Source organism: Croceicoccus sp. (assembly GCF_983967925.1).
On the sequence record NZ_CFETID010000038.1, the window covers coordinates 1 to 19,985 of the forward strand.

21 protein-coding genes are annotated in these 19,985 nt (G+C 62.4%); 11 read left to right on the forward strand and 10 right to left on the reverse strand.

What is annotated here, in order from left to right; genetic code table 11:
- Positions 1–252 precede the first annotated feature (252 nt).
- Positions 253–1,770: an alanine/glycine:cation symporter family protein gene (locus AC4FIJ_RS15095; RefSeq protein ID WP_490337482.1), complete on the reverse strand. Its 1,518-nt coding sequence runs from the start codon at positions 1,768–1,770 to the stop codon at positions 253–255.
- 304 nt (positions 1,771–2,074) lie between these two features.
- On the opposite strand from AC4FIJ_RS15095, the gene secE reads away from it, so the two are divergent.
- The 3 genes from secE (at position 2,075) to AC4FIJ_RS15110 (ending at position 3,767) form a co-directional block, all read left to right on the forward strand.
- Positions 2,075–2,311 carry a preprotein translocase subunit SecE gene (gene secE, locus AC4FIJ_RS15100; protein ID WP_490337483.1) on the forward strand — a complete coding sequence of 79 codons (237 nt, stop codon included), beginning with the start codon at positions 2,075–2,077 and terminating at the stop codon, positions 2,309–2,311.
- Between the two features lie 100 nt (positions 2,312–2,411).
- Complete coding sequence (gene nusG, locus AC4FIJ_RS15105; protein ID WP_490337484.1) at positions 2,412–2,948, forward strand: transcription termination/antitermination protein NusG; 537 nt, start codon at positions 2,412–2,414, stop codon at positions 2,946–2,948.
- Between the two features lie 57 nt (positions 2,949–3,005).
- Positions 3,006–3,767 carry a competence/damage-inducible protein A gene (locus AC4FIJ_RS15110; RefSeq protein ID WP_490337485.1) on the forward strand — a complete coding sequence of 254 codons (762 nt, stop codon included), beginning with the start codon at positions 3,006–3,008 and terminating at the stop codon, positions 3,765–3,767.
- Between the two features lie 19 nt (positions 3,768–3,786).
- Here the strand turns inward: AC4FIJ_RS15110 and AC4FIJ_RS15115 are convergent, their stop codons facing one another.
- The 4 genes from AC4FIJ_RS15115 to rimO form a co-directional block, all read right to left on the reverse strand.
- A complete protein-coding gene (locus AC4FIJ_RS15115; RefSeq protein WP_490337486.1) occupies positions 3,787–5,346 on the reverse strand; it encodes a DUF1570 domain-containing protein in 1,560 nt (519 codons plus the stop codon).
- Positions 5,347–5,536: 190 nt separating this feature from the next.
- Positions 5,537–6,235 (reverse strand): 50S ribosomal protein L1, encoded by a 699-nt coding sequence (rplA, locus tag AC4FIJ_RS15120; protein WP_230279309.1) that lies wholly within the window; start codon positions 6,233–6,235, stop codon positions 5,537–5,539.
- A 4-nt stretch (positions 6,236–6,239) separates the two neighbouring features.
- The gene (gene rplK, locus AC4FIJ_RS15125) at positions 6,240–6,671 is read right to left on the reverse strand and encodes a 50S ribosomal protein L11 (protein ID WP_230279310.1); all 432 of its coding nucleotides are present in this window, start codon (positions 6,669–6,671) and stop codon (positions 6,240–6,242) included.
- A gap of 172 nt (positions 6,672–6,843) precedes the next feature.
- Complete coding sequence (rimO, locus tag AC4FIJ_RS15130; protein WP_490337487.1) at positions 6,844–8,232, reverse strand: 30S ribosomal protein S12 methylthiotransferase RimO; 1,389 nt, start codon at positions 8,230–8,232, stop codon at positions 6,844–6,846.
- A 191-nt stretch (positions 8,233–8,423) separates the two neighbouring features.
- Between rimO and AC4FIJ_RS15135 the strand changes: the two genes are divergently transcribed.
- A complete protein-coding gene (locus AC4FIJ_RS15135) occupies positions 8,424–8,825 on the forward strand; it encodes a DUF1761 domain-containing protein (protein ID WP_490337488.1) in 402 nt (133 codons plus the stop codon).
- 20 nt (positions 8,826–8,845) lie between these two features.
- Here AC4FIJ_RS15135 and AC4FIJ_RS15140 read toward each other — a convergent pair whose 3' ends face one another.
- A complete protein-coding gene (locus AC4FIJ_RS15140; RefSeq protein ID WP_446155553.1) occupies positions 8,846–9,511 on the reverse strand; it encodes a TorF family putative porin in 666 nt (221 codons plus the stop codon).
- Between the two features lie 208 nt (positions 9,512–9,719).
- Positions 9,720–9,878 (reverse strand): lipoprotein, encoded by a 159-nt coding sequence (locus AC4FIJ_RS15145; RefSeq protein WP_446155552.1) that lies wholly within the window; start codon positions 9,876–9,878, stop codon positions 9,720–9,722.
- Between the two features lie 228 nt (positions 9,879–10,106).
- On the opposite strand from AC4FIJ_RS15145, the gene AC4FIJ_RS15150 reads away from it, so the two are divergent.
- Complete coding sequence (locus AC4FIJ_RS15150) at positions 10,107–12,005, forward strand: M1 family metallopeptidase (RefSeq protein WP_490337489.1); 1,899 nt, start codon at positions 10,107–10,109, stop codon at positions 12,003–12,005.
- A gap of 12 nt (positions 12,006–12,017) precedes the next feature.
- On the opposite strand, the gene AC4FIJ_RS15155 is transcribed toward AC4FIJ_RS15150, so the two are convergent.
- A complete protein-coding gene (locus tag AC4FIJ_RS15155; RefSeq protein ID WP_490337490.1) occupies positions 12,018–13,646 on the reverse strand; it encodes a hypothetical protein in 1,629 nt (542 codons plus the stop codon).
- 276 nt (positions 13,647–13,922) lie between these two features.
- Between AC4FIJ_RS15155 and AC4FIJ_RS15160 the strand changes: the two genes are divergently transcribed.
- Both AC4FIJ_RS15160 and AC4FIJ_RS15165 read left to right on the forward strand, forming a co-directional pair.
- Positions 13,923–15,203 (forward strand): tyrosine-type recombinase/integrase, encoded by a 1,281-nt coding sequence (locus AC4FIJ_RS15160; RefSeq protein WP_490337491.1) that lies wholly within the window; start codon positions 13,923–13,925, stop codon positions 15,201–15,203.
- Positions 15,203–15,667 carry a hypothetical protein gene (locus tag AC4FIJ_RS15165; protein ID WP_490337492.1) on the forward strand — a complete coding sequence of 155 codons (465 nt, stop codon included), beginning with the start codon at positions 15,203–15,205 and terminating at the stop codon, positions 15,665–15,667. Before AC4FIJ_RS15160 ends, AC4FIJ_RS15165 begins: the two co-directional genes overlap by 1 nt.
- Before the next feature lie 730 nt (positions 15,668–16,397).
- Here the strand turns inward: AC4FIJ_RS15165 and AC4FIJ_RS15170 are convergent.
- Positions 16,398–16,964 carry a hypothetical protein gene (locus tag AC4FIJ_RS15170; protein ID WP_490337493.1) on the reverse strand — a complete coding sequence of 189 codons (567 nt, stop codon included), beginning with the start codon at positions 16,962–16,964 and terminating at the stop codon, positions 16,398–16,400.
- 134 nt (positions 16,965–17,098) lie between these two features.
- On the reverse strand, positions 17,099–17,341 hold the full coding sequence (locus AC4FIJ_RS15175; RefSeq protein WP_490337494.1) for a hypothetical protein: 243 nt from the start codon (positions 17,339–17,341) through the stop codon (positions 17,099–17,101).
- Positions 17,342–18,078: 737 nt separating this feature from the next.
- Between AC4FIJ_RS15175 and AC4FIJ_RS15180 the strand changes: the two genes are divergently transcribed.
- From AC4FIJ_RS15180 to AC4FIJ_RS15195, 4 genes are all read left to right on the forward strand, one after another.
- Entirely contained in the window at positions 18,079–18,756 is a 678-nt protein-coding gene (locus tag AC4FIJ_RS15180; RefSeq protein WP_490337495.1) for a hypothetical protein, read from the forward strand.
- Position 18,757: 1 nt separating this feature from the next.
- Positions 18,758–19,237: a hypothetical protein gene (locus tag AC4FIJ_RS15185; RefSeq protein WP_490337496.1), complete on the forward strand. Its 480-nt coding sequence runs from the start codon at positions 18,758–18,760 to the stop codon at positions 19,235–19,237.
- Positions 19,234–19,461: a hypothetical protein gene (locus tag AC4FIJ_RS15190; RefSeq protein ID WP_490337497.1), complete on the forward strand. Its 228-nt coding sequence runs from the start codon at positions 19,234–19,236 to the stop codon at positions 19,459–19,461. The genes AC4FIJ_RS15185 and AC4FIJ_RS15190 overlap by 4 nt, the downstream gene beginning before the upstream one ends.
- 155 nt (positions 19,462–19,616) lie before the next feature.
- Positions 19,617–19,985: hypothetical protein (locus AC4FIJ_RS15195; RefSeq protein ID WP_490337498.1), on the forward strand; the 369-nt coding region annotated here is incomplete at its 3' end.

Sequence of the window (19,985 nt, forward strand, 5' to 3'; positions counted from 1 at the left end):
GGTCTCCAAAACCGAGGGCCACGGGTTCGAATCCTGTCACCCCTGCCATTTCCTTTCAAACGACCATCGACATGCACGCACGGCCATGGCGCCGGAGCGGGCCGTAGCATTCGCCAGTCATGTCGGGAGATCGTCGGCCGCGCGTTCTTTAACTGTCAGAGCCAGGGAGGCGGCGCGGCCTTCGTGGAGCAAAACAAGGGGGCCGCAGGATCGTTCCCGCGGCCCCCGATTTTTTTCACCAGACAGAAAAGCTCAATCTTCGCGCGGATCGACGCTGTAATCCTTGCCGGCCGTCTTTTCTCCGCGTGCCAGTGCGAACACCACGCCCGAAAGCGCAGCCAGCGCGATCAGGTTGGGCAACGCCATGGCTGCGTTCGAGATGTCGCCCAGCCGCCATACCAGCTGCGAGGGCTGCGTCGCGGAGAACCAGATCGCAATGCACCACAGAACGCGCCAGCAAATGTGCAGCACCTTCTCGCCCTTGGCATTGGAGCCGGGGATGCGGTCGTAGAGGAAGGTGATCGCGCGCTCGCCGTAATAGCTCCACGTCAGAAGAGTCGTGAACACGAACAGGATCAGCGCCACCGAGGCGATGAGCGTGCCGAGCGGGATGCTTCCGATCAGCACCGGAAACGCCGCCGCGAACGCCGCGCTGGTGGTGACGAAGCCCGACTGCGCCGTGGTGCCCAGATCCGACTGCCAGACGTGGCGCACGGCTTCCCCGTTATAGGTGAAGGGGCCTTCGACCGTCAGGATCACCAGCGCCGTCATGGTGCAGATGATGATCGTGTCGATGAAAGTGCCCATCATCGCCATGCGTCCCTGCTGGGCCGGATCGTCGGTCTGCGCGACGGCGTGGGCGATCGGGGTCGAGCCCTGCCCGCTCTCGTTCGAGAACAGGCCGCGCGCCACGCCCGCGCGCATGGCCATGATGATCGCCGCGCCCGCAAAACCGCCACTGGCCGACTGGGCCGAGAACGCCCCCGCGAAAATACGGCTGAAGGTTTCGGGAATGTCGGCGATATTCAGCAGGACCGCGATCACGGCCATGATGAAATAGAGCGCTGCCATGACGGGCACGATCTTTTCAGCGATGGAACCGATCGACTTGATGCCGCCGATGATGACGATGAAGACGGCGATGGCCACGATCAGCCCGCCCAGCCAGCGTTCGATGCCGAACAATTCATTGAGGCCACTGGCGACTTCGTTGGACTGGATCGAATTGCCGGTGACGAGGCCGGAGAACAGCGTGCCCATCGCGAAAATGACCGCCAGCCACGTCCACTTGGGACCAAGGCCCTGCATGATGTAGCTCATCGGGCCGCCGCGCCAGTTGCCCTCGAGCGTTTTCTCGCGGTAGCGGATGGCAAGCGAACCCTCGGCGAAACCAAGCGCCATGCCGATCAGCGCCGTGACCCACATCCAGAACACCGCGCCGGGACCGCCCAGCGCGATCGCCGTCGCAACGCCTGCCAGATTGCCGGTGCCCACCTGCCCGGACAGCGCGGTCGAGAGCGCAGCGAACGGGCTGATCTCGCCCGCGCCCTTGCTCTTGCGGCTGCTGAACAGGCCGGCGAAGGCGCTGCCCAGCTTGACGATGGGGTAAAACCGCAGGCCGATCATGATGTATAGGCCAATGCCCAGCAACATGATCACCATCGGCGGAACGGGAATGACTTCCGCCCCTTCCCATGTGCCGCCCCAGATGAAATCCGAGACATTGGTGACGTAATCGATCAGGCCCGCAGGCGCTGTCTCTGCGCTCATAGTTAGAGGATTCCCCGTCCGTCGAATTAGCCAGTCATGACAAATTAGTTGCAATGGCTACCTGTTGGTTCAGCCCATGGCCAGCAACAATCGCGCCCGGTCCACGGATTGATCGCCGCGGCCGCACCATCGCAGGTTGCGGTTGTTCTTGCACAGGGGAACGCGCAGGGCTATGTGCGCGGTGTTTCCAGTCATCGGGAATATGCAAAGCTGTCTCCGACCCCCGGTCGGCGCGGCGATGAGCCGATGGCGAAAGGGCCCATTGAAAAGGGCCTTCATGAATAACAGGACTTGGAAAGAAGGCATGGCCAAAACACCGGTGGCAAAGCCAGCAGAGCCCGCGAAGAAGCGCAAGACCTCGCCCGGCGAGTTCATCCGCCAGGTTCGCGCCGAAGGGTCGAAGGTCGTCTGGCCGACGTGGGGCGAGACGGTGCAGACCTCGATCTTCGTCGGCATCATGATGCTGATCCTCTCGCTGTTCTTTCTGGGCATCGATTCGGCCTTTGGCGCGATCATGCGCTGGCTGCTGACTCTCGCCTGATTTTTGGCGCCTGAATTTCGCGCCTGATTTTTGCGGCCTGATCGCAGGCAAATGATTTCGCGGCCACGACGTGCCGCACCAAGGATTTGAAGGAAGACCAATGGCTCGCTGGTACATCATCCACGCCTATTCGGGTTTCGAGAACAAGGTGAAGGAAGCGATCCTCGCCGAGGCGGAGCGCACCGGTCTGGAAGCGCTGGTCGAGGCGGTCGAGGTTCCCGCGGAAACCATCACCGAGGTGAAGCGCGGCAAGAAGGTGCAGACCGAGCGCAAGACCATGCCCGGCTATGTCCTTGCCAAGCTGGCGATGAACGATGACGTCTATCACCTGATCAAGAACACCCCCAAGGTGACCGGATTCCTGGGCGCGAACAACAAGCCGCAGCCGATTTCCGACCGCGAGGCCGCCCGTTATTTCGGTGCCCGCGACGAAGCCGCCGCCGCCCCCAAACGCGAGATCAGCGTCGATTACGAGATCGGCGATTCGGTCAAGGTGCTCGACGGCCCGTTCGCCAGCTTCAACGGGGTGGTGGAAGAGCTCGACTTCGACAAGAACAAGGTCAAGGTCTCGGTCTCGATCTTCGGGCGTGCGACCCCGGTCGAGCTGGACTTCGAGCAGGTCGAGCTGGTCAAGTAAGCCTGCCGCCCAAACGGGCAGTGGCACAGCGCGCAATCGCACGCTAAGCCACCGGCCATGGGTGAACGCAAGAAAGTATGGACGGCCGCGCTCGTCATTATCGGCGACGAGATCCTGTCGGGCCGGACGCATGACAAGAACATCGCGCAGGTCGCCAGCTGGCTGCAGGTACAGGGCATTCGCCTTGTCGAAGTGCGGGTGGTGGCTGACGACATCGATTCCATCGTCGAGGCGGTGAACGCGCTGCGCGCGCGCAACGACTATCTCTTCACGACGGGCGGTATCGGGCCGACGCATGACGACATCACGGTCGATGCGGTCTCGGCCGCGCTGGGCGTGGAGGTCATCGTCCATCCCGAGGCGCGCGCCATTCTGGAAGACTATTACGAAACACGCGGCGGGCTGAACGATGCGCGGCTTCGCATGGCTCGCACGCCCGAGGGGGCAGAGCTGATCCCCAACCGCTATTCAGGCGCGCCGGGTATTCGCGCTGGCAATATCTTCCTGATGGCAGGCGTTCCCAATATCACTGCGGGCATGCTCGACGCGCTGACCGGCACGCTGGAAGGCGGCGATCCGGTGCTGTCGGAAACCGTCGGCTGCTGGATCGCGGAAAGCGAGGTCGCCGACCTGCTGCGCGAGGTGGAAAAGGCGCACGAAGGCGTGCAGATCGGCAGCTATCCCTTTTTCCGCGAGGGCAAGGTGGGCGCCAATTTCGTGATCCGCTCCACCGATGCGGACCTGCTGACAAGCTGCGTTCACACGCTATGCGAAGGACTCGGCGAAATGGGGCGCGAGTTTACGCCGGGCGGGATCTAGAACGCCGCCCGACAGCCCGTCACTTCGTACCCGCCTGCGGTTCCTCGATCGCATCACCAGCATCGGCCGGCTGCTGGTCCAGAAAGCTGAGCCGGAAGGGCTTGCCCTCCTCGGCCGCGATCAGTTCTCCAAGTGAGCGGCGCGCGATCTCCGCGCGGGGGCCGCCATGGGGATTGGCCGCAACCGGCGCAAAGGTCGCGCGGGCATTGGCGATGGCCCCGGTCTGCGCGAACATGATCGCCAGTTCCATCGACAGATCCTGATCGAAGGGCGCAAGCTCGGTCGCGCGGATCAGGGCGTGCTGGGCGTGCTCGCTCGGCGCCAGTCCGCGGTCGACATAGCTGCGATAGAGATAGATGAGCGGCAGCGGATTGTCGTTCTCGAGCTTGTTCAGACCGGCGAAGGCCAAGATCGCGTCGCGATAGGCGGCGTCTTGATCGGTGGCATCGCCAGCCTTGCGGAAAAGGGCGAGACCTTTCTGCAAATGCGCGTTGGCGACGGTCCCGTCGATGGCGATGGCGCGGTCCGCGACGGCCACGGCCTCGTCATAATGGCCCGCATCCACCTCCGCCTCGGCCAGTCCGCCAAGGACGCGCGCATCGTCAGGATAGCGCGCCGCGATCTTTCGCGCATCGGGCAGCAGGTCCAGCGCTTCCTCGCGCGTCACCCCGCTTTGCGAATGGGCGATGACGGGCAGCATTGCATCGAGCCCGTCGCTGACGCCGAAGACGCGAACCGGGCCGATCGGCAGTAGCTCTGGCGACAATTTGTAGGTCAGCATCCTGCGTTGGCGAAGATAGGCATCGATATCGTTGTCGAGTGCATCCAAATCGCCGAACACTTTCTCGGCCGCCTTTAGCGACGGCGTTCCGGCAGCCACCGCTTGCCAATAGGCATTGAGCTGTCCCTTTCGCTCATCCGTGAACCACAGATAATGCACCAGCGTCCAGCTGCGCCCGTAGAAATTGTCGTATCGACGCCCGCGGTTCTGTTCGTAGAGTTCGGGGTCGAGCAATTCGCGGATCGGCACCTTGACGGCATATTCGAGTTCGCCGGCGCGATGGTTGGCTGGTCGTCCGATCTGCAGCGAACCGTCATCCAGCACCCTTGCCGAGGCGTAGAATTCGGCCAGCCCCTCGCTCAGCCAGCGCGGCATGGCAAAGCGCGATGTCGAGATCAGGAAATGATGTGCATATTCGTGCAGCAGCACGGTTTGCGAAAAATCGGGCTCTCCACTAGATCTGCGCAGCCGCGGCACATAGGCACGCGACGCGCCAGCCCGCGGCGTGTAGAAGCCCGCGACGAAGCGGTCGCCAGTGCCATGCGCCTTGCGAACGGCACGCTCGCTGCCGAGCACGAAAATGGTGATGCGATTGGAAGGGCTGGGCGTTTCCGTCGTCTTGCCCGTCAGCTTTTCGAGAGCGGTGTGATAACGTTCGAGCATCTCGGCGAAATGCTGGAGGTCCTTTTCGCTGTCCTCGGCATAGATGACGAAATGTTCGCTTTCGGCCTGCAGCCAGCGTGCGTGCGCCGGCGTGACGAGCAGGACCGAGATCAGGGCTGCGACCCAGAACCGCATTGGCAAATCCCCCGTGGCCGAGACCCCCGTCGCGGCATCCAGAGACTGCTTATTGCTGGGCGATTACCAAATTGACAAGATCCGGCCGTCGAAGCGCACGCCGCGGTGCAGTGCCATGTTGCCCGGACATGAAAAAAGCCGGGAAGCGCATGGCTTCCCGGCTCTATTTCGTTCCGAGAGGATCAGGCGATCAGGCGCCCTGCACCTCGGCGGTGTCGATCTTGAGGCCCGGGCCCATCGAGGACGAGACCGAGATCTTCTGGACATACTTGCCCTTGGCACCCGACGGCTTCGCCTTGATGACGGCATCGACGAAAGCGTCGAAGTTCGCCTTGAGGTCGGCGTCGGAGAACGACAGCTTGCCGATCCCCGAGTGAATGATGCCGGCCTTTTCGACGCGGTACTGAACCTGGCCGCCCTTGGCGTCCTTGACGGCCTGCGCCACGTTCGGGGTCACGGTGCCCAGCTTGGGGTTCGGCATCAGGCCCTTGGGGCCCAGAACCTTACCCAGACGGCCGACGACACCCATCATGTCGGGAGTCGCGATCACGCGGTCATAGTCGAGGTTGCCGGCCTGCATGTCTTCCATCAGGTCTTCGGCACCGACCTTGTCGGCTCCGGCTTCCAGCGCCTTTTCGGCGTTGTCGCCGCGGGCGAAGACGGCGACCTTGACGGTCTTGCCGGTGCCTGCGGGCAGCGACACCATGCCGCGGACCTGCTGGTCGGCGTGACGCGGATCGACGCCCAGATTCATGGCGACTTCCAGCGTCTGGTCGAACTTCGCGGTCTGCAGATCGCGCAGCGTGGTCAGCGCCTCGTCAAAGCCGTACAGCTTTTCCGAATCCAGCTTCTCGGCCAGCATCTTCTGCTTCTTGGTCTGCTTTGCCATCGGTTCAGCCCTCCACCACTTCAAGGCCCATCGAACGGGCGCTGCCCTCGATGATCTTCATGGCCTGGTCGATATCGTTCGCGTTCAGGTCGGCCATCTTCTGCTCGGCGATCGCCTGCACGTCGCTGCGCTTGATGGATCCGGCCGAAACCTTGCCCGGCTCCTTCGAACCCGACTTCAGCTTCGCAGCCTTCTTCAGAAGGAACGACGCCGGCGGCGACTTGGTGGTGAAGGTGAACGAGCGATCCGCATAGACCGTGATGGTCGTGGGGATCGGCATGCCCTTTTCCAGTTCCTGCGTGGCGGCGTTGAACGCCTTGCAGAATTCCATGATGTTCACGCCGCGCTGACCCAGCGCAGGGCCGATCGGCGGGGACGGGTTGGCGGTGCCCGCGGGCACCTGCAGCTTGATATAGCCTTCGATCTTCTTGGCCATGGGGCCACTCCTTTTCACACTGTCGGGCGCGCGTTTCCGCAAGCGCCCTCATGTTGAGCGGTCAGGCAGAGGCGCTAGGCCTCCTCCCGCAGGTTTCCCGGGTATTGTCAGGGAAGGCGCGCGCATAGGCGCTTTCCCGATTCGAAGCAAGTCGCCGCTTCAGGCCGCCCCCTCAGGCCGCGGGCGCGGCATAGAGATCGTGGGCGTCGGCTTCCTCGACCACAACCTCGATAATGTCACCCGCCTTCACATCCGCATCGACATCGCGGATGAAGACATTGCCGTCGATCTCGGGCGCGTCGGCCTGGCTGCGACCGGTCGCGCCGATGTCGCCATCCCCGTCCGCCTCGCCGACCTCGTCGATGATGACGGGGATGATGCGGCCCACTTTCGCGGCCAGTTTCGCGGCGCTGATCCGCTCGGTCACTTCCATCAGCCGGGCGTAGCGTTCTTCCTTCACCGCCTCGGGCACCGGGTTCGGCAGATCATTGGCCTGCGCGCCCTCCACGGGTTCGAAGCGAAAGCCGCCGACGCGGTCCAGCTGCGCTTCTTCCAGCCATTCGAGGAGATAGTTGAAATCGTCCTCGGTCTCGCCCGGAAAGCCGACCACGAAGCTGGAGCGAACGGTGAGATCGGGGCAAATCGCGCGCCACGACTTCAGCCGGTCGAGCACCTTCGCCTCGTTCGCGGGGCGCTTCATGGCGCGCAGAACGGAGGGGCTGGCGTGCTGGAACGGGATGTCGAGATAGGGGGTGACCAGCCCCTCGGCCATCAGCGGGATGACCGCGTCGACATGCGGATAGGGATAGACATAATGCAGCCGCACCCAGGGCGGCACGCCGTCCGCGGTGCGCAGACCGCCCAGTTCGCGGGCGAGATCGGTCATGTGGGTGCGGACCGGGCGGTCCTTCCACAAGCGCTCCTCGTGCCGGACGTCCACACCGTAAGCAGACGTGTCCTGCGAAATGACCAGCAGTTCCTTCGTGCCCGCAGCCACCAGCTTCTCCGCCTCGCGCAGGACGGCGTCGATGCGGCGGCTGGCCAGCTTGCCGCGCAATTGCGGGATGATGCAGAACGCGCAGGAATGGTTGCAGCCTTCCGAGATCTTCAGATAGCTGTAGTGCCGCGGCGTCAGCTTGATGTCGGGCTGCGGGATCAGGTCGACGAACGGCCCGCGGGTCCATGGTGCGGCCTCGTGCACCGCTTCCACGACCTGTTCGTACTGATGCGCGCCGGTAACGGCGAGCACCTGCGGAAAGCGGGCGCGGATCGTGTCCGCTTCCTCGCCCATGCAGCCGGTCACGATCACGCGGCCGTTTTCGGCGATCGCCTCGCCGATGGCCTCGAGGCTTTCTTCCTTGGCGGAATCCAGAAAGCCGCAGGTGTTGACCAGCACCACGTCCGCGCCCGCGTAATCCGGGCTCATCGCATAGCCGTCGGCGCGCAGCCGGGTGAGGATGCGTTCGGAATCGACCAGCGCTTTGGGGCAGCCAAGGCTCACCATGCCCACCTTGGGCGAAGGCGCGATGCGGCTGGGTGCGGATTCGGTTTCGGTTACCATGCGCGCGCCCCTACACCGCATCGCTCCGCTGCGCCAGAACGAGTGACCCCCATTACAACATCGGGTTCGCACCCATTCTCTTTGGGAATAAACAATATTGCAGCCTTTTCATTTGTTGCCGGTTTGGCTTACCCTGCTGTCAGCAAATCCTGATTGCTGGCGCAAACCCTGCGAACGGGGCGGGAGATCGAATGGGACCGGTGGATTGGTTCGGCGGCATTCTGGCCGCGCTGGCGGCGATGGCCGTGGCGGCGGGCTGGTACCGGCTGTTCGCAAGGCCGTTGGCGGTTCGCGCCGGGCCGGGCGGTCTGGAGGTGCGGCGGCGGCCCTTCGTCACCATCGGCGGCACCTATGTCCTCGTGCAGCTTTCCGCTTTCATGCTGGCGCATATGTTTGCGCGGCTATCCGATCCTTCGAAGTGGTGGCTCTATTTCATGATGAGCGGCGGGATCGCGCTGTTCTTCGTGATCCCCGCCTTGTGGACCAACTATCTGCACCAGCGCCATCCGCGCAGCATCGCGCTGATCGACGCTGGCTTCTGGCTGACCGCCTATCTGGCGATGGGCGCGGTGTTCTGGCTGCGCAGCCTTTAGGCGCAGTTTTTGCGCACCCGTCAGAAACGTATCATCGCCCCTGCGACCAGTTTCTGCCCGTAATGGTCATCCAGCACCGGCTGGCGCAACTCGCCGCGGCTGACGTCGGTGTCGCTATAGGTCAGGCTCAGCGAAAAGGGCGCGAGGTAATATTCGGTGCCAATCGCCCAGTCGGTATAAGAGGCTGCAGGCCGCAACCGGGTGTTGCGCCCCGATCCGTCGGACGATCCGGTGGAATGGCCGACATGGCCGCGCACGACCCACGGCGTTGCCGGAATGCCGAGATAGGCGCCTGCACGGGTATAGAAATTGCTGCCGCCGATGGCATCCTGCGACGGGGCATAGCTTGCCAGCAAATCGATTTGCGCTGGCCCTAGCGAAGCGCCGACGCCTGCCTCGACCTCCGCATAGTCGAGTTCGCCGGTGCCGCCCGCGAACAGGTGCCAGACCGCGCCGGCGCGCCAGTCGATCAGGCCCGCGTAATCGGAATAGGTCGCCGCAAGGTCGAAGCCCGCGTCGGCACCGCCATGCCGGTCGGATCCGCGCAAGGTCGCGCCCTGCGCCGAAACGCTCAGCGCGCTCGACACCGGGACTTCGACGAAGATGCGGGCAGCGGCCTCGCCATCACTCCAGCTCAAGCCGCGTTCGCGCAGGTCGGTCATGACGTCCATTTCGATCACCGGCATGCCTTGCGCCAAGGCAGGACCGCCGGAAACGGCGATGGCTGCCAGCACAGCGAGCGAGAGGCAGCGGCGGACGGTGGGTGACTGCGAATGTGAAACCGGTCTTCTCCGTAGACTGCGAAAGGCCTCCGCCCGTTTCGCGATGGGGCGGAAGGCCGATCTATCGAACCTGCAAGGCTCGGCAAAGGGTTGGTGTTGTTTTTCCCGAGGTCTATCGCACGCGGCAGCGCGGCTTCATCCACATGCAGCGGTCGGCAACGGGGCTGTCGGAACTTGCGGCGGGATTGCCGGGTGCCGCATTCATGGGGGATGTCGACGCGCAGCCGGCCAAAGCGGCCGCCGCGACGAGCAGCGTCACTGTCTTTTTCATTATGTCCTGTCCTGCAAACATTGTTTTTTGTTTTGGGACCGCCTCGATAGTCAGATCCGCTTTCCGGACTGTGGCGCAATTGTAATGTTGTATGTCAGACGCTTCCCCCCCATCCTCGCCCGGTTCGAAGGGGCCGGGACACGGTAGTGACAAGCAGGCGAGTTCGCGGCTATGGTTGCAGTTGTAACCGGATACTACCCAGCAGCTTTCCAGAAACCGGAGTTTGCCATGCGCTTTGCGCTGACCGCCTTTACGACCCTTGGCCTTGCGTCGATTGCCCTGTCCGCCTGTTCGACTTCCGAAGCGGCGCAGGAGCCGCTCGTCTCGCCGATCCTGACGAGCGAGGAGGCGAAGGACACCTCGACCTATGCGCAGCCCGAGGTGGCGCGGGTGACGCATGTGGCGCTGGACCTCGCGCTCGATTTCGAAGCGAAGGACGTGTTCGGGACCGCCACTCTGGACGTCACGGCCGAGGACGATGCCGACACGGTCGTGCTCGACAGCGACGGGCTGCGCATATCGGCGATCACCGATGCGGACGGCAATGCGCTGGACTACACGGTCGGCGAGCATGACGAGAAGCTGGGCGAGCCGATCACCGTGCAGATGGGCGATGCGCGGCAGATCAAAGTCACCTATCGCGCTGCGCCCGAAGCGGCGGCACTGCAATGGCTGGACCCCGAGCAGACGGCGGGCGGGGAGCATCCGTTCCTGTTCAGCCAGGGACAGGCGATCCTCAACCGCACATGGATGCCGACGCAGGACAGCCCCGGCATCCGCCAGACATGGGAAGCGCGCATCACCGCACCGAAACCGCTGACCGTCGTGATGTCGGGCCTGAGCGGCGGCGATCCGGTCGAAGTCGACGGCGACCGCCGCGCGTTCAGCTTCAAGATGGACAAGCCGGTGCCGCCCTATCTGATCGCGCTGGCCGCGGGCGACATCGCGTTTCGCGAACTGGGCCCGCGCACCGGCGTATGGGCCGAACCGGTGATGCTTGACCGCGCTGCGGCCGAACTGGTCGATACCGAGGCCATGGTCGAGGCGGCGGAGAAGCTATACGGCGAATATCGTTGGGGCCGCTATGACATGATCGTGCTGCCGCCTTCCTTCCCCTATGGCGGGATGGAAAATCCGGTCATGACCTTCCTGACGCCCACTTTCATCGCGGGCGACCGCAGCCTGACGGGTCTGGTCGCGCATGAGCTGGCCCATAGCTGGTCGGGCAATCTCGTCACCAATTCCAACTGGCGCGATTCGTGGCTGAACGAGGGCGTCACCTCGTACTTCGAGGGCCGCATCACCGAAGAGATCTACGGCAAGGCGCGCGCCGAGCAGGAAGAGGCGCTCAGTTTCGCCACGGTCGAGGACGTGCTGGCCGAGGTCGGCGCGGACGATCCGGGCACTGCACTGCATCAGCCCGACGAGGTTGAAAGCGCAGGCAGCGAAATCGTCTATGACAAGGGCGCGGCCTTCCTGCGCACGGTCGAGCAGATCGCGGGGCGCGAGAAGTTCGATGCCTGGCTGCGGCAATGGTTCGACAACCATGCGTTTCAGCCCGCCACCTCGCAAATGATCCTTGAAGACATGCAGGCGAACCTTGTCGCGGGCGACGAGGAACTGGGGCGCAGGCTGAAACTGCGCGAATGGATTTTCGAGCCGGGCCTTCCCGATAATGTAAAACGCCCCAACCCGCAGGCCTTTGCCGCGGTGGACAAGGCGGCGGCGGATTATGCCGCCAGCCGCACGCCCGATGCCGCGGCGTGGCAGGGCTGGAATTCGGCGGAACGGCTGCGTTTCCTGTCTAAGCTGCCCGAAGAGATGACCGCGCCGCAACTTGCCGCACTGGATAGCGCGTTCGGCCTGTCGGATAGCGGGAACAACGAGATCCTGTTCGCATGGCTGCGTACCGCTTTGGCCAATCGCTATGAACCGGCGGTGCCCGTCGCGGAAGAATTCCTGTCGACGGTCGGGCGGATGAAATTCGTCGCCCCCCTGTTCGGCACGCTGATGGACGAAGGCGATTGGGGCCAGCCGATCGCCAAGCGGATCTATGCGAAGACCTATCCGTCCTATCACGCGGTGACGCGCGGAGCGGTCGACCGGGCGATGAAGCAGGGGGCCTGATCGCAGCGAGCCCTAAAGGCCGAACGCCTTCAGTCCCGCATCGATCATCCCTTCGAGACCGCGCCGCTCTCTACCCGAACGCATGGAGAGCGGCGCTTCCTCGATCACCAGTAGGCCGCTGCCGCCCTCGACCCGGTCTTTCAGCAGCGGTTCCTGCCCGAACAGATAGGGGGCGAAAGTCTCGGTCCTTGTCACCGAATAGGCAAGATCAGCGCTAAAGCCGACCAGCTGATCCTGCGCGAAGATCCGGCCCTTGTCGGCACGCTCCACCCTGATCCCGCGCCCGCCTTTCACGATCAGCCGCCCCGGCCCGTGGAACGAGAAAAAGCGCAATTGCATCGTCAGCCACGCGTTGAGCGAGAAGATGCGCCAATGGCTGCGAATGGCCATCGGACGGCCCACAGGCTGCACCACGGCGGCCAGCGCGCGCGGATGCAGGATGCAGGCCGCGCCCTGCGGGAGTTCGATTGCCGTCAGTTCGGCGAAACCGTCGCGGGTGGCCGAGATCGTGGTCGCCTCGCCCGTGCCGCCGATACGCGTCAGAAAAACGAGACCCGAGGCGAGGCTGGAAATCGGATGGCGATAGTCCAGCAGCCATCGTGTCGCCTTGGCGCCGTCCCCTGACGAGGTTTGCAGATAGCTCTGCCGGACCAGCAATTCCTCGCCCTCTGCCAGCCTCACCGCGGTCGACACGCGCGAGGCTTCGGGCATCGGGATCGATCCACCTGCACCGGCAAGCGCCGGGATGCGGATCGCGCCGCGCATGGCGGCCAGCGGCGCCAGCACGTAATAGAGGAAGGTGCGGATCACAAAAGGCATCGCGATGATCGCCAGCAGGGCGAGAGCGGCCTTGGCGAAGATGTCGGCCAGCATGTTGCGCACTTCGGGCGATTGCACTCGGGTTAGCGCTTCCTGCGCAGCGGCGGTGCGATCGTCGATGGCTTCGCGGGCTTCGCGGATCTGCAGCGCGCGTTCCTGCGCCCTTTGCAGGCCTTCCCGCCTTCTTTCGGCAAGAGTGCTCGCCCGGCCGCATTTCTCGCGCGCTTCCTGCGTCAATCGGTCCGCTTCATCCGCAATACGGTTGCGCACCCATTTGGCAGCCATGGGGTTGTCGTTGAATGCGCGCACTTCGCGGTTCGCGGCGTCGCAGGCCAGACGCGCTTGCCGTATCGCGGCGGGCGTCGGCACCATGATCGCCTCGGCCTGCTGCAACGCGTCCAGATCAAGCTGCGCTTCGAGAACCGCGATCTCGCGCTCGAGCACGATGCGCTCAAGTCCCAATCGGTGCCGCTCGATGACCGTGCCCGGACGATAGCGATCGAGAAGGCCGACATCGCGGTCCAGTTCGTGGCGGATCTCGTCCAGCCGCTCGCGCCGGCGCTCGATTTCGCCGCGTCTTTGCGCTTCACCCCATTCGCCAAAGCGCGAGAGATCGGCATCCAGACCGTCGCGCGCTTGGCGGGCAGTCCGTTCCAGTTCGGCCTCCACCTCGCTGGCGCTGGCCCATTCGCCGATGGTGGCGGTGTCGCAAGGCGCCGTGCAAGAGCGCGAGAGAATACCCGACTGAAACAGCGCGATCGCCGCCGCCAGCAGCAGGAACAGTAGAAAATGCCTGGCGAGCCAGGAGGCGAGCGTTCTCATCGAATGCGGTGTGACACAGTCCGCCCCGGCATAACAGCCACGAGCACGGTTTCGGGCGGGAAACCGCCAGGCCGTCAAAGGATGGTGAGCCCTGCTGGGTTCGAACCAGCGACCTACTGATTAAAAGTTAGCGCACCCTATCCTTCGTCGAATCTACCAATTGGACCAAAGCCGCATAAAAAGGACGTTTTTGCAGCGGTATGAGCGTGACGACCCTCGTATAGCTCTATTTAGACCATTGCCAGTTCTACGCGGCCTGCTTATTTATCGCTTATTATGAGCAAGCCTTCACCACAGCGCGAACGCCTCACCAAACGCTTGATCGATGCCGCCGAGGCAGGCCCCTCCGAGCGCTTCATCTGGGATAACGAGGTCACAGGCTTCGGGCTGCGGATCACGCCGCGGGGCAAGAAGGCATTCATCTACCAGTACCGAATGCGCGGCGAGAAAATCGCCCGCCGCTACACCATCGGCAAATACGGCTCCTGGACGGCGGAGAAGGCTCGGGAGCGAAGCAAGGCGCTGGCCATGATGGTCGACACCGGCACGCATCCGAAGGACGCTGACAGGGCCCGAGTGGACGAGCGAGCCCGCGCCGACATCGAGGCAAAGGTCACAGCGTTCGATGCCGTCGCCGATCGCTGGCTCGATGGGTATCGGCACACGAAGAACGGCAAGCGAAGGATTGCCGCGAAGAGCCGGTTGATGGCAACGCGAGTTGTTGATCGGTTGAAAGAGAAGTTTGGCTCCGAGCCCATCGGCACCATTACGAAGAGCGACCTTTCGCGCTTTTTCGATGGCATCGCCGGCACGGCATCACGTCGCAATGTCTTCGCCTATTCGCGGATCCTCTGGAACTGGGCCGAGGATGCGGAAATCATTTCCGCCAACCCATTCGACAACTTTCGCGCGCCCCCCTTGCCCGAGGCTCGCGATCGCTTCCTCGACGATGAGGAACTTAAGCTGTTCTGGATGGCTACGCGCAAGCTGTCCTACCCCTTCGGGCCCTTGTATCGCCTGCTCGCCCTGACTGGCCAGCGTGAGAGCGAAGTGCGGGAGATGTCGTGGCAGGAGCTTTCCAAGACCGATCGCCAGTGGACCATTCCTGGCTCCCGAACGAAGAACAACAGTCCTCATATCGTGCCGCTGACAGATCTGATGGTCGAAGAACTCAACGCACTAGCCTCTGGCAAGACCTGGCCGAAGCGTGGCTTCGTTTTCACCGTAAACAACAAGAAAGCGGTGGCTGGCCTCTCGAAGGCTAAGGCTCGCCTGGACGGGGTCATTGCCGAGATGCTCGAAGACGATGAGATCGAGCCTTGGCGCAATCATGACCTTCGCCGCACGCTGGCCACCGGCTTCCAGAGGCTTGGCATCCGGTTCGAGGTTACCGAGGCCGTTCTGAACCACGTCTCCGGCGCCAAAGGCGGTGTAGCCGGCATCTACCAGCGACACGACTGGAAGGACGAGAAGCGAGCAGCTCTCAAGGCATGGTCTGAACATGTCAGCGCTCTTGTGCGACCTAAGGTCGTCGTGGGTGAAGAGGTCTCCGCCTGATGCCTAAGCCGATCCGCGGCCCGTTTCTCGGCAAGGCTGGCAACGGCAGCAACGACAACGGCAAGCTTGAATCGCGCTGGCAGCTTCATGAGGCCACTGTCGTATCAATCAGCGATCGCGGGCGGCTGCTCAGCGAAAGCAATCTCCAACTCGTGCTGATGGAAGGCAGGGTCCCACACTGGCATCCGCTCGACGAAGACGTCGAAGAGATGCGCGAGGTCTGGGAATATGCGCTGAACTTCTACGAGCTTGGCGCCGAGCCTCCCGAGCAGGCAACCCAGTACGAAGGCATCATCTGCATCGTGGGCACCACCGACGACGACAAGCGCTGCAAGATCCATGGGCGCGGCTATGTCGGGCAGGATAACCCTGAGGGCGATGTCGAGGGGATCTTCTATCGTCCGCCGCGGATCGAAATTATCGGAGCCGAAGAGGATATGCTGGAGCCTGATCTGGATTGGTAAGACTGCGGCAGCCTGTATGCTGCCACCGGCATGAGCCGTTTTGTCGGTATTTTACTGGCTCAGCAACGCCTCACCGGAAGAGCCCGCGATACCGGTGTGTAACCGGTCGAACAATCTTGATTGCGCAGCTTTGCCAGCAAACTTTGAAAAACCACCGGGTGCAGCGGCTGCTCGAATCTTAATCCCGCAGAGACACCAGGCTGAACCCATCGCACGGTAGCGTAGAGCGGGCCAAGGTTCGCGATGCCGACCTTGATCCTATCACCTTCATAAAGGGCAGCAGGAATGCCCTCGATCCTGCAGCCTTGGCACGTGAGATCTAAAATCGTGATGTTCTGCGTTGGCTGAAAAGCGTGGCGGAAAGAACCTGTAGTCTCCACGGGCTCACGTGAAGTCGACCTTCTCATTCTGCAATGTCCTCTGCGACCTAAGTCCCAGTGTTTGCATACTTATTGTTGAAGGAACAGCGTTGTGCGACGAAAGAACCGCCCCGCGGACCAGGAGGCACACGGGACGGTTCCGAAGCGGTAGGTCGCAACCCTTGCCCCCGTGCGCGCCATGACACGCGCACAAGGTTTTCCTAGGGCAACGAAGGTTAACGAAGTGTGAGGACGCCCCAGTTCGGGGTATCGGCCTGAAACGCCCTCGTGTGCAGGGTATAGAAAGCCTAAGGCATGCGAAAGGTGGGAGCCATCCTAAGGTGGCCCGTCTTCAATTCAGCAAGATCAATTCAATACGCGATCGGCTCGGCAGTGAAGGCGTTGACGATCTGGCCGGGGTCCATAACCGCAGAGCGACCGCTGATTATGATTGAGCCGAGAAGCGCACCTACAGTGTTGCCCCGGCCTTCCTGCCGCCATGTCCCGCTCGTGCTGTACGACCTGCCTCTGACATTGACACTGTCGAACCTGAGTTCGAACTTGCCGGATTTCCCGCCGATCGCCCGTCCGGTTTTCCACGTGACAGTCGCGACGACTGGCGAGCCGCGCGGAATGACCACGGTATCCCCCTCCACGACATCACCAACGGTCACGAAAGAGACCTGCTGCCCTTCCTCGATCCTCTTGGAGGTGATCTCCTGTGTGGGCGTCACCTGCAGCAGCGTATTTGCTGGCATAAGCCGGGTTGCAGCGGTGAGCTCGGCAACCGGCGCGGCAGCCTGTTGAGCGGCCGACCTGTCCGTTTTGAGCTGGGAGTTCTGCGTGACGGGCGGATTGAGCCTGCCGGTCGTTGTGATCTGTGCCTGCGCAGTTAGTGGCACGGCAAAAAACGCCGCGAGCGCGAACAAAAGCCTCATAAATCCCCCCAAGACAGAGCGAATCGCTCATCAAAATCTGGCAGATCTTATTGGAGGTTCAGCCTGCAACAAGCGACTGAAGGGATGAGGGTTTTCCTCAATAGGATGAGCGTCGCTCTAATAGCCCAACACAGTCAGGCAAATAGCGCCTGATAAGCCCCAATCGCGCATATCCAAGGAGCAAGTGCTGCACCGACGATGATCAGAAATCGCGAGCGCAGAGCCAACTTTTCTTCACTGCTCGCCTCGGCAGTCATGTCCAGATCGGAAGCGGTCAGACCTCCACGCAGAGCGTCGAGGTGCACATGACGAAAACGCGGGACATCATAGGCGTTTTCGAGCTCGGGATCGGGGCGAAAAGCGTGTTTTGCGAACATTTTTCCATCTCCTACAAGGAGATAGATAGGTCGAAGAGCCTAACGATTTCGGTCGTTTCGAGGCTAACGTGCCCTTAATGAAGAGGGATAAGAAATCGTTACCTCGTCATGATGCCGCTCAGGACATACCGAATTTGGCTCCGGCGCTAGATCAGCAGCGTCAGGATTACCACGACGAGAAGACCAATCCCGATGAGAGGGACCACGAAGTGAATGTCCCTCGCCTTGCAGTGCTCGCACACTGTCACCAGCGGTGATCGCTCAAGCGGCCTGTCACACCGCCAGCAGCGCTCATCGTCCTGCCTAGCCAGCTTCAAGACCTTTATCGACCAGGCGGCGGATGGCTTCTGCGCGCGAGGGAATGTCTGGCTGCTTACGGCGCCAGTCGTCGATCGTCTCAAGCCAATCCGGCGAGACCCTCATCTGAAACGAAGCCGTTTTTTCACGCTGCATGTCATCCGTGTAATTACATGCTTGACGTCGGTCAATAGTGCATGTAGTGACATGGCGGACAGCAGGGGAGTTCGTACCTCCCAAGCTGCCCTAACCTACAACCGTTCTCGGAGAACGATCATGGCTGACCAATCTGTACCCTTCCCGCCCATTCCCGCCAATGACGTCGACGGTGATTTTCCCCCGGCGTCGCCCGAGGCTCGCGCTGTTCCTTTCGTAGTGAGCAACGACCGCCAGGAATATCGCACTGCCGCCTGACGGCCGCCGAACAAAGGGAATTCAACATGACCATCGATTCGAAATCCGCATTTGCGGAAACGCCTTCGCTTGCCCGTCGCAAGCTGCTCGGTGCCGTTGCTCTGGCGCCCGCCCTCGCCGCTGCGCCTGCTCTGGCATCGATCCCTGTCGTGGACCGCCGCGCTTGGGACGCTGCCTTCAAGGCTCACAGCCTGGCCGTCGCCGAAGACGATGCCTTTACGCCGATCTACGAGCGCATCCACGAAGCATGGAAGGCCGGCCGACCGTCAAACGAAGGAATCCACTGGAAGGAATTTCCATTCGAGAACCGCGATGTCGTCGCCCGCACGATCGATCTCAACAAGCGGTGGGAGGACTTCCTCGCGGCTGAGGGTAAGACTTGGTGGGCACCCGATCCCGAGGCCCGAAAAGCTCGTTACCGCGGCGCACTGGATAGCGTGCAGGCCTATCGCGATGCCGAGAAGGCGCACAATCAGGCGAGTGGCATGGCTGACGCTGACGAGCGGTGGGAGGCACTCGGCGACAGGGTCTATGAAACCCGCTGCGCTCTTATGGAGATGCCGGCGCCCGATCTCCCTGCCCTGAAGTGGAAGCTCGACCACCTGCTCGAAGTCGACAGCTCGCAGTCGGTTTCGCCTTGGGCGGAGGAATATGTCGCGCAGACCCGCGCCGACATCGCTCGCCTCATGACCGGGGAGGCTTGAGATGGATCCGAACAGCATGACCGCCCGCCTGACCTTCAAGCAGGCTGGCCTCACCACCTTGGGCCTCGATGCTGCGTGGGATCGCGCCGTCCAGCGCTATCTCCGCTGTGAGACGCTCTACTACGCCGCCGATGCCTTTGGCCCTTTGGCCAAGGAACAGGAACGACACACGCTCGAAGTCATGGATATCGAGGGCAAGTACGGTCGGGGATGGAAGGCGCAGCCGGAAGCGGCGAGGCGGCACGATATCTCATTCAAAGGCCTCATCAAGGCTGAGGAAGACCATGTGAGGCAATTCGCAGAGCCGTACTGGCGCGCCGCGAATGAGCTTGCCCTGACGCCCGCCCCATCGCTTGCCGCCGCCATGTTCAAGGCTGCGGTCATGGAACACGATGAGATCGACACCAGTCGAGACTTTCCGGCAAAATGCATGGAAGTCCTGCAGGCTGATTTCGCTCGGCTCTCGCGGGAGGCAGCATGATGATCATCCTCGCAACCGACAGACCAGAAGCCACGATCGACGGTGAGCGGATCATCGTCAGCTTCCCCAGTGGGGCCGACACGATGCAGGTCTCGCTCTCGCTTCACGATGCCATGCATCTGTTCAACCGCACGAGGGCCGCTGCAATCGATGCGCTCGATCAGGGCTTTGCATCCCCGCAAGGTGCCGACCTGATCCCGTTTCCGGCCAAGGAGGCTGCATGATGGCGATTTGCACAGGAACCCTGCCCACGGCCCTACCGAGCGCGTCCGCAGGTGCTATTCTCTCAATGCGGGATAGGCCGGCCAGCCGACAAGCATGGACAACCCGACCATGCTTCCCGCGCCACTATTCTCGGGTCCGCTGGGGAGCGGCGAATATGGCTGGGCATTCTCAATCAAAGCTGGAACCTCGCTGGGTGATTGGAAACGGCATTTCATTTCTGGTCAGCTTGATTGCGTTGACGGCCTATCCTCCCCGTAACCTCAAGTCGGACGACTGGGATAGATCTATCGATCGAACACTGACTCAACTGAAGCGCTGGGCTGCACATGGCCATTTTGAAGCCTTTGGCTTCGACCACCCCAATAATCCGCGGCCAGGCCACGGCGCCAGTTTCGAAAAGGCGGATAAGAAGAAGTTCAAAGACTATGATAATGGCGGTCGCCCGTTCGAGGCTACATGCATGGCCTTTAACCCGTCTTATTCACGGGGTTGGCTACGAAGGGTTGGCGGGAGTGGCATAAGC

Coding starts and splice junctions, on each gene's coding strand:
- AC4FIJ_RS15095 (WP_490337482.1), bottom strand. CDS start 1,770: ATGAGCGCAGAGACAGCGCCTGCGGGCCTGATCGATTACGTCACCAAT.
- secE (WP_490337483.1), top strand. CDS start 2,075: ATGGCCAAAACACCGGTGGCAAAGCCAGCAGAGCCCGCGAAGAAGCGC.
- nusG (WP_490337484.1), top strand. CDS start 2,412: ATGGCTCGCTGGTACATCATCCACGCCTATTCGGGTTTCGAGAACAAG.
- AC4FIJ_RS15110 (WP_490337485.1), top strand. CDS start 3,006: ATGGGTGAACGCAAGAAAGTATGGACGGCCGCGCTCGTCATTATCGGC.
- AC4FIJ_RS15115 (WP_490337486.1), bottom strand. CDS start 5,346: ATGCGGTTCTGGGTCGCAGCCCTGATCTCGGTCCTGCTCGTCACGCCG.
- rplA (WP_230279309.1), bottom strand. CDS start 6,235: ATGGCAAAGCAGACCAAGAAGCAGAAGATGCTGGCCGAGAAGCTGGAT.
- rplK (WP_230279310.1), bottom strand. CDS start 6,671: ATGGCCAAGAAGATCGAAGGCTATATCAAGCTGCAGGTGCCCGCGGGC.
- rimO (WP_490337487.1), bottom strand. CDS start 8,232: ATGGTAACCGAAACCGAATCCGCACCCAGCCGCATCGCGCCTTCGCCC.
- AC4FIJ_RS15135 (WP_490337488.1), top strand. CDS start 8,424: ATGGGACCGGTGGATTGGTTCGGCGGCATTCTGGCCGCGCTGGCGGCG.
- AC4FIJ_RS15140 (WP_446155553.1), bottom strand. CDS start 9,511: ATGCCGGTGATCGAAATGGACGTCATGACCGACCTGCGCGAACGCGGC.
- AC4FIJ_RS15145 (WP_446155552.1), bottom strand. CDS start 9,878: ATGAAAAAGACAGTGACGCTGCTCGTCGCGGCGGCCGCTTTGGCCGGC.
- AC4FIJ_RS15150 (WP_490337489.1), top strand. CDS start 10,107: ATGCGCTTTGCGCTGACCGCCTTTACGACCCTTGGCCTTGCGTCGATT.
- AC4FIJ_RS15155 (WP_490337490.1), bottom strand. CDS start 13,646: ATGAGAACGCTCGCCTCCTGGCTCGCCAGGCATTTTCTACTGTTCCTG.
- AC4FIJ_RS15160 (WP_490337491.1), top strand. CDS start 13,923: ATGAGCAAGCCTTCACCACAGCGCGAACGCCTCACCAAACGCTTGATC.
- AC4FIJ_RS15165 (WP_490337492.1), top strand. CDS start 15,203: ATGCCTAAGCCGATCCGCGGCCCGTTTCTCGGCAAGGCTGGCAACGGC.
- AC4FIJ_RS15170 (WP_490337493.1), bottom strand. CDS start 16,964: ATGAGGCTTTTGTTCGCGCTCGCGGCGTTTTTTGCCGTGCCACTAACT.
- AC4FIJ_RS15175 (WP_490337494.1), bottom strand. CDS start 17,341: ATGTTCGCAAAACACGCTTTTCGCCCCGATCCCGAGCTCGAAAACGCC.
- AC4FIJ_RS15180 (WP_490337495.1), top strand. CDS start 18,079: ATGACCATCGATTCGAAATCCGCATTTGCGGAAACGCCTTCGCTTGCC.
- AC4FIJ_RS15185 (WP_490337496.1), top strand. CDS start 18,758: ATGGATCCGAACAGCATGACCGCCCGCCTGACCTTCAAGCAGGCTGGC.
- AC4FIJ_RS15190 (WP_490337497.1), top strand. CDS start 19,234: ATGATGATCATCCTCGCAACCGACAGACCAGAAGCCACGATCGACGGT.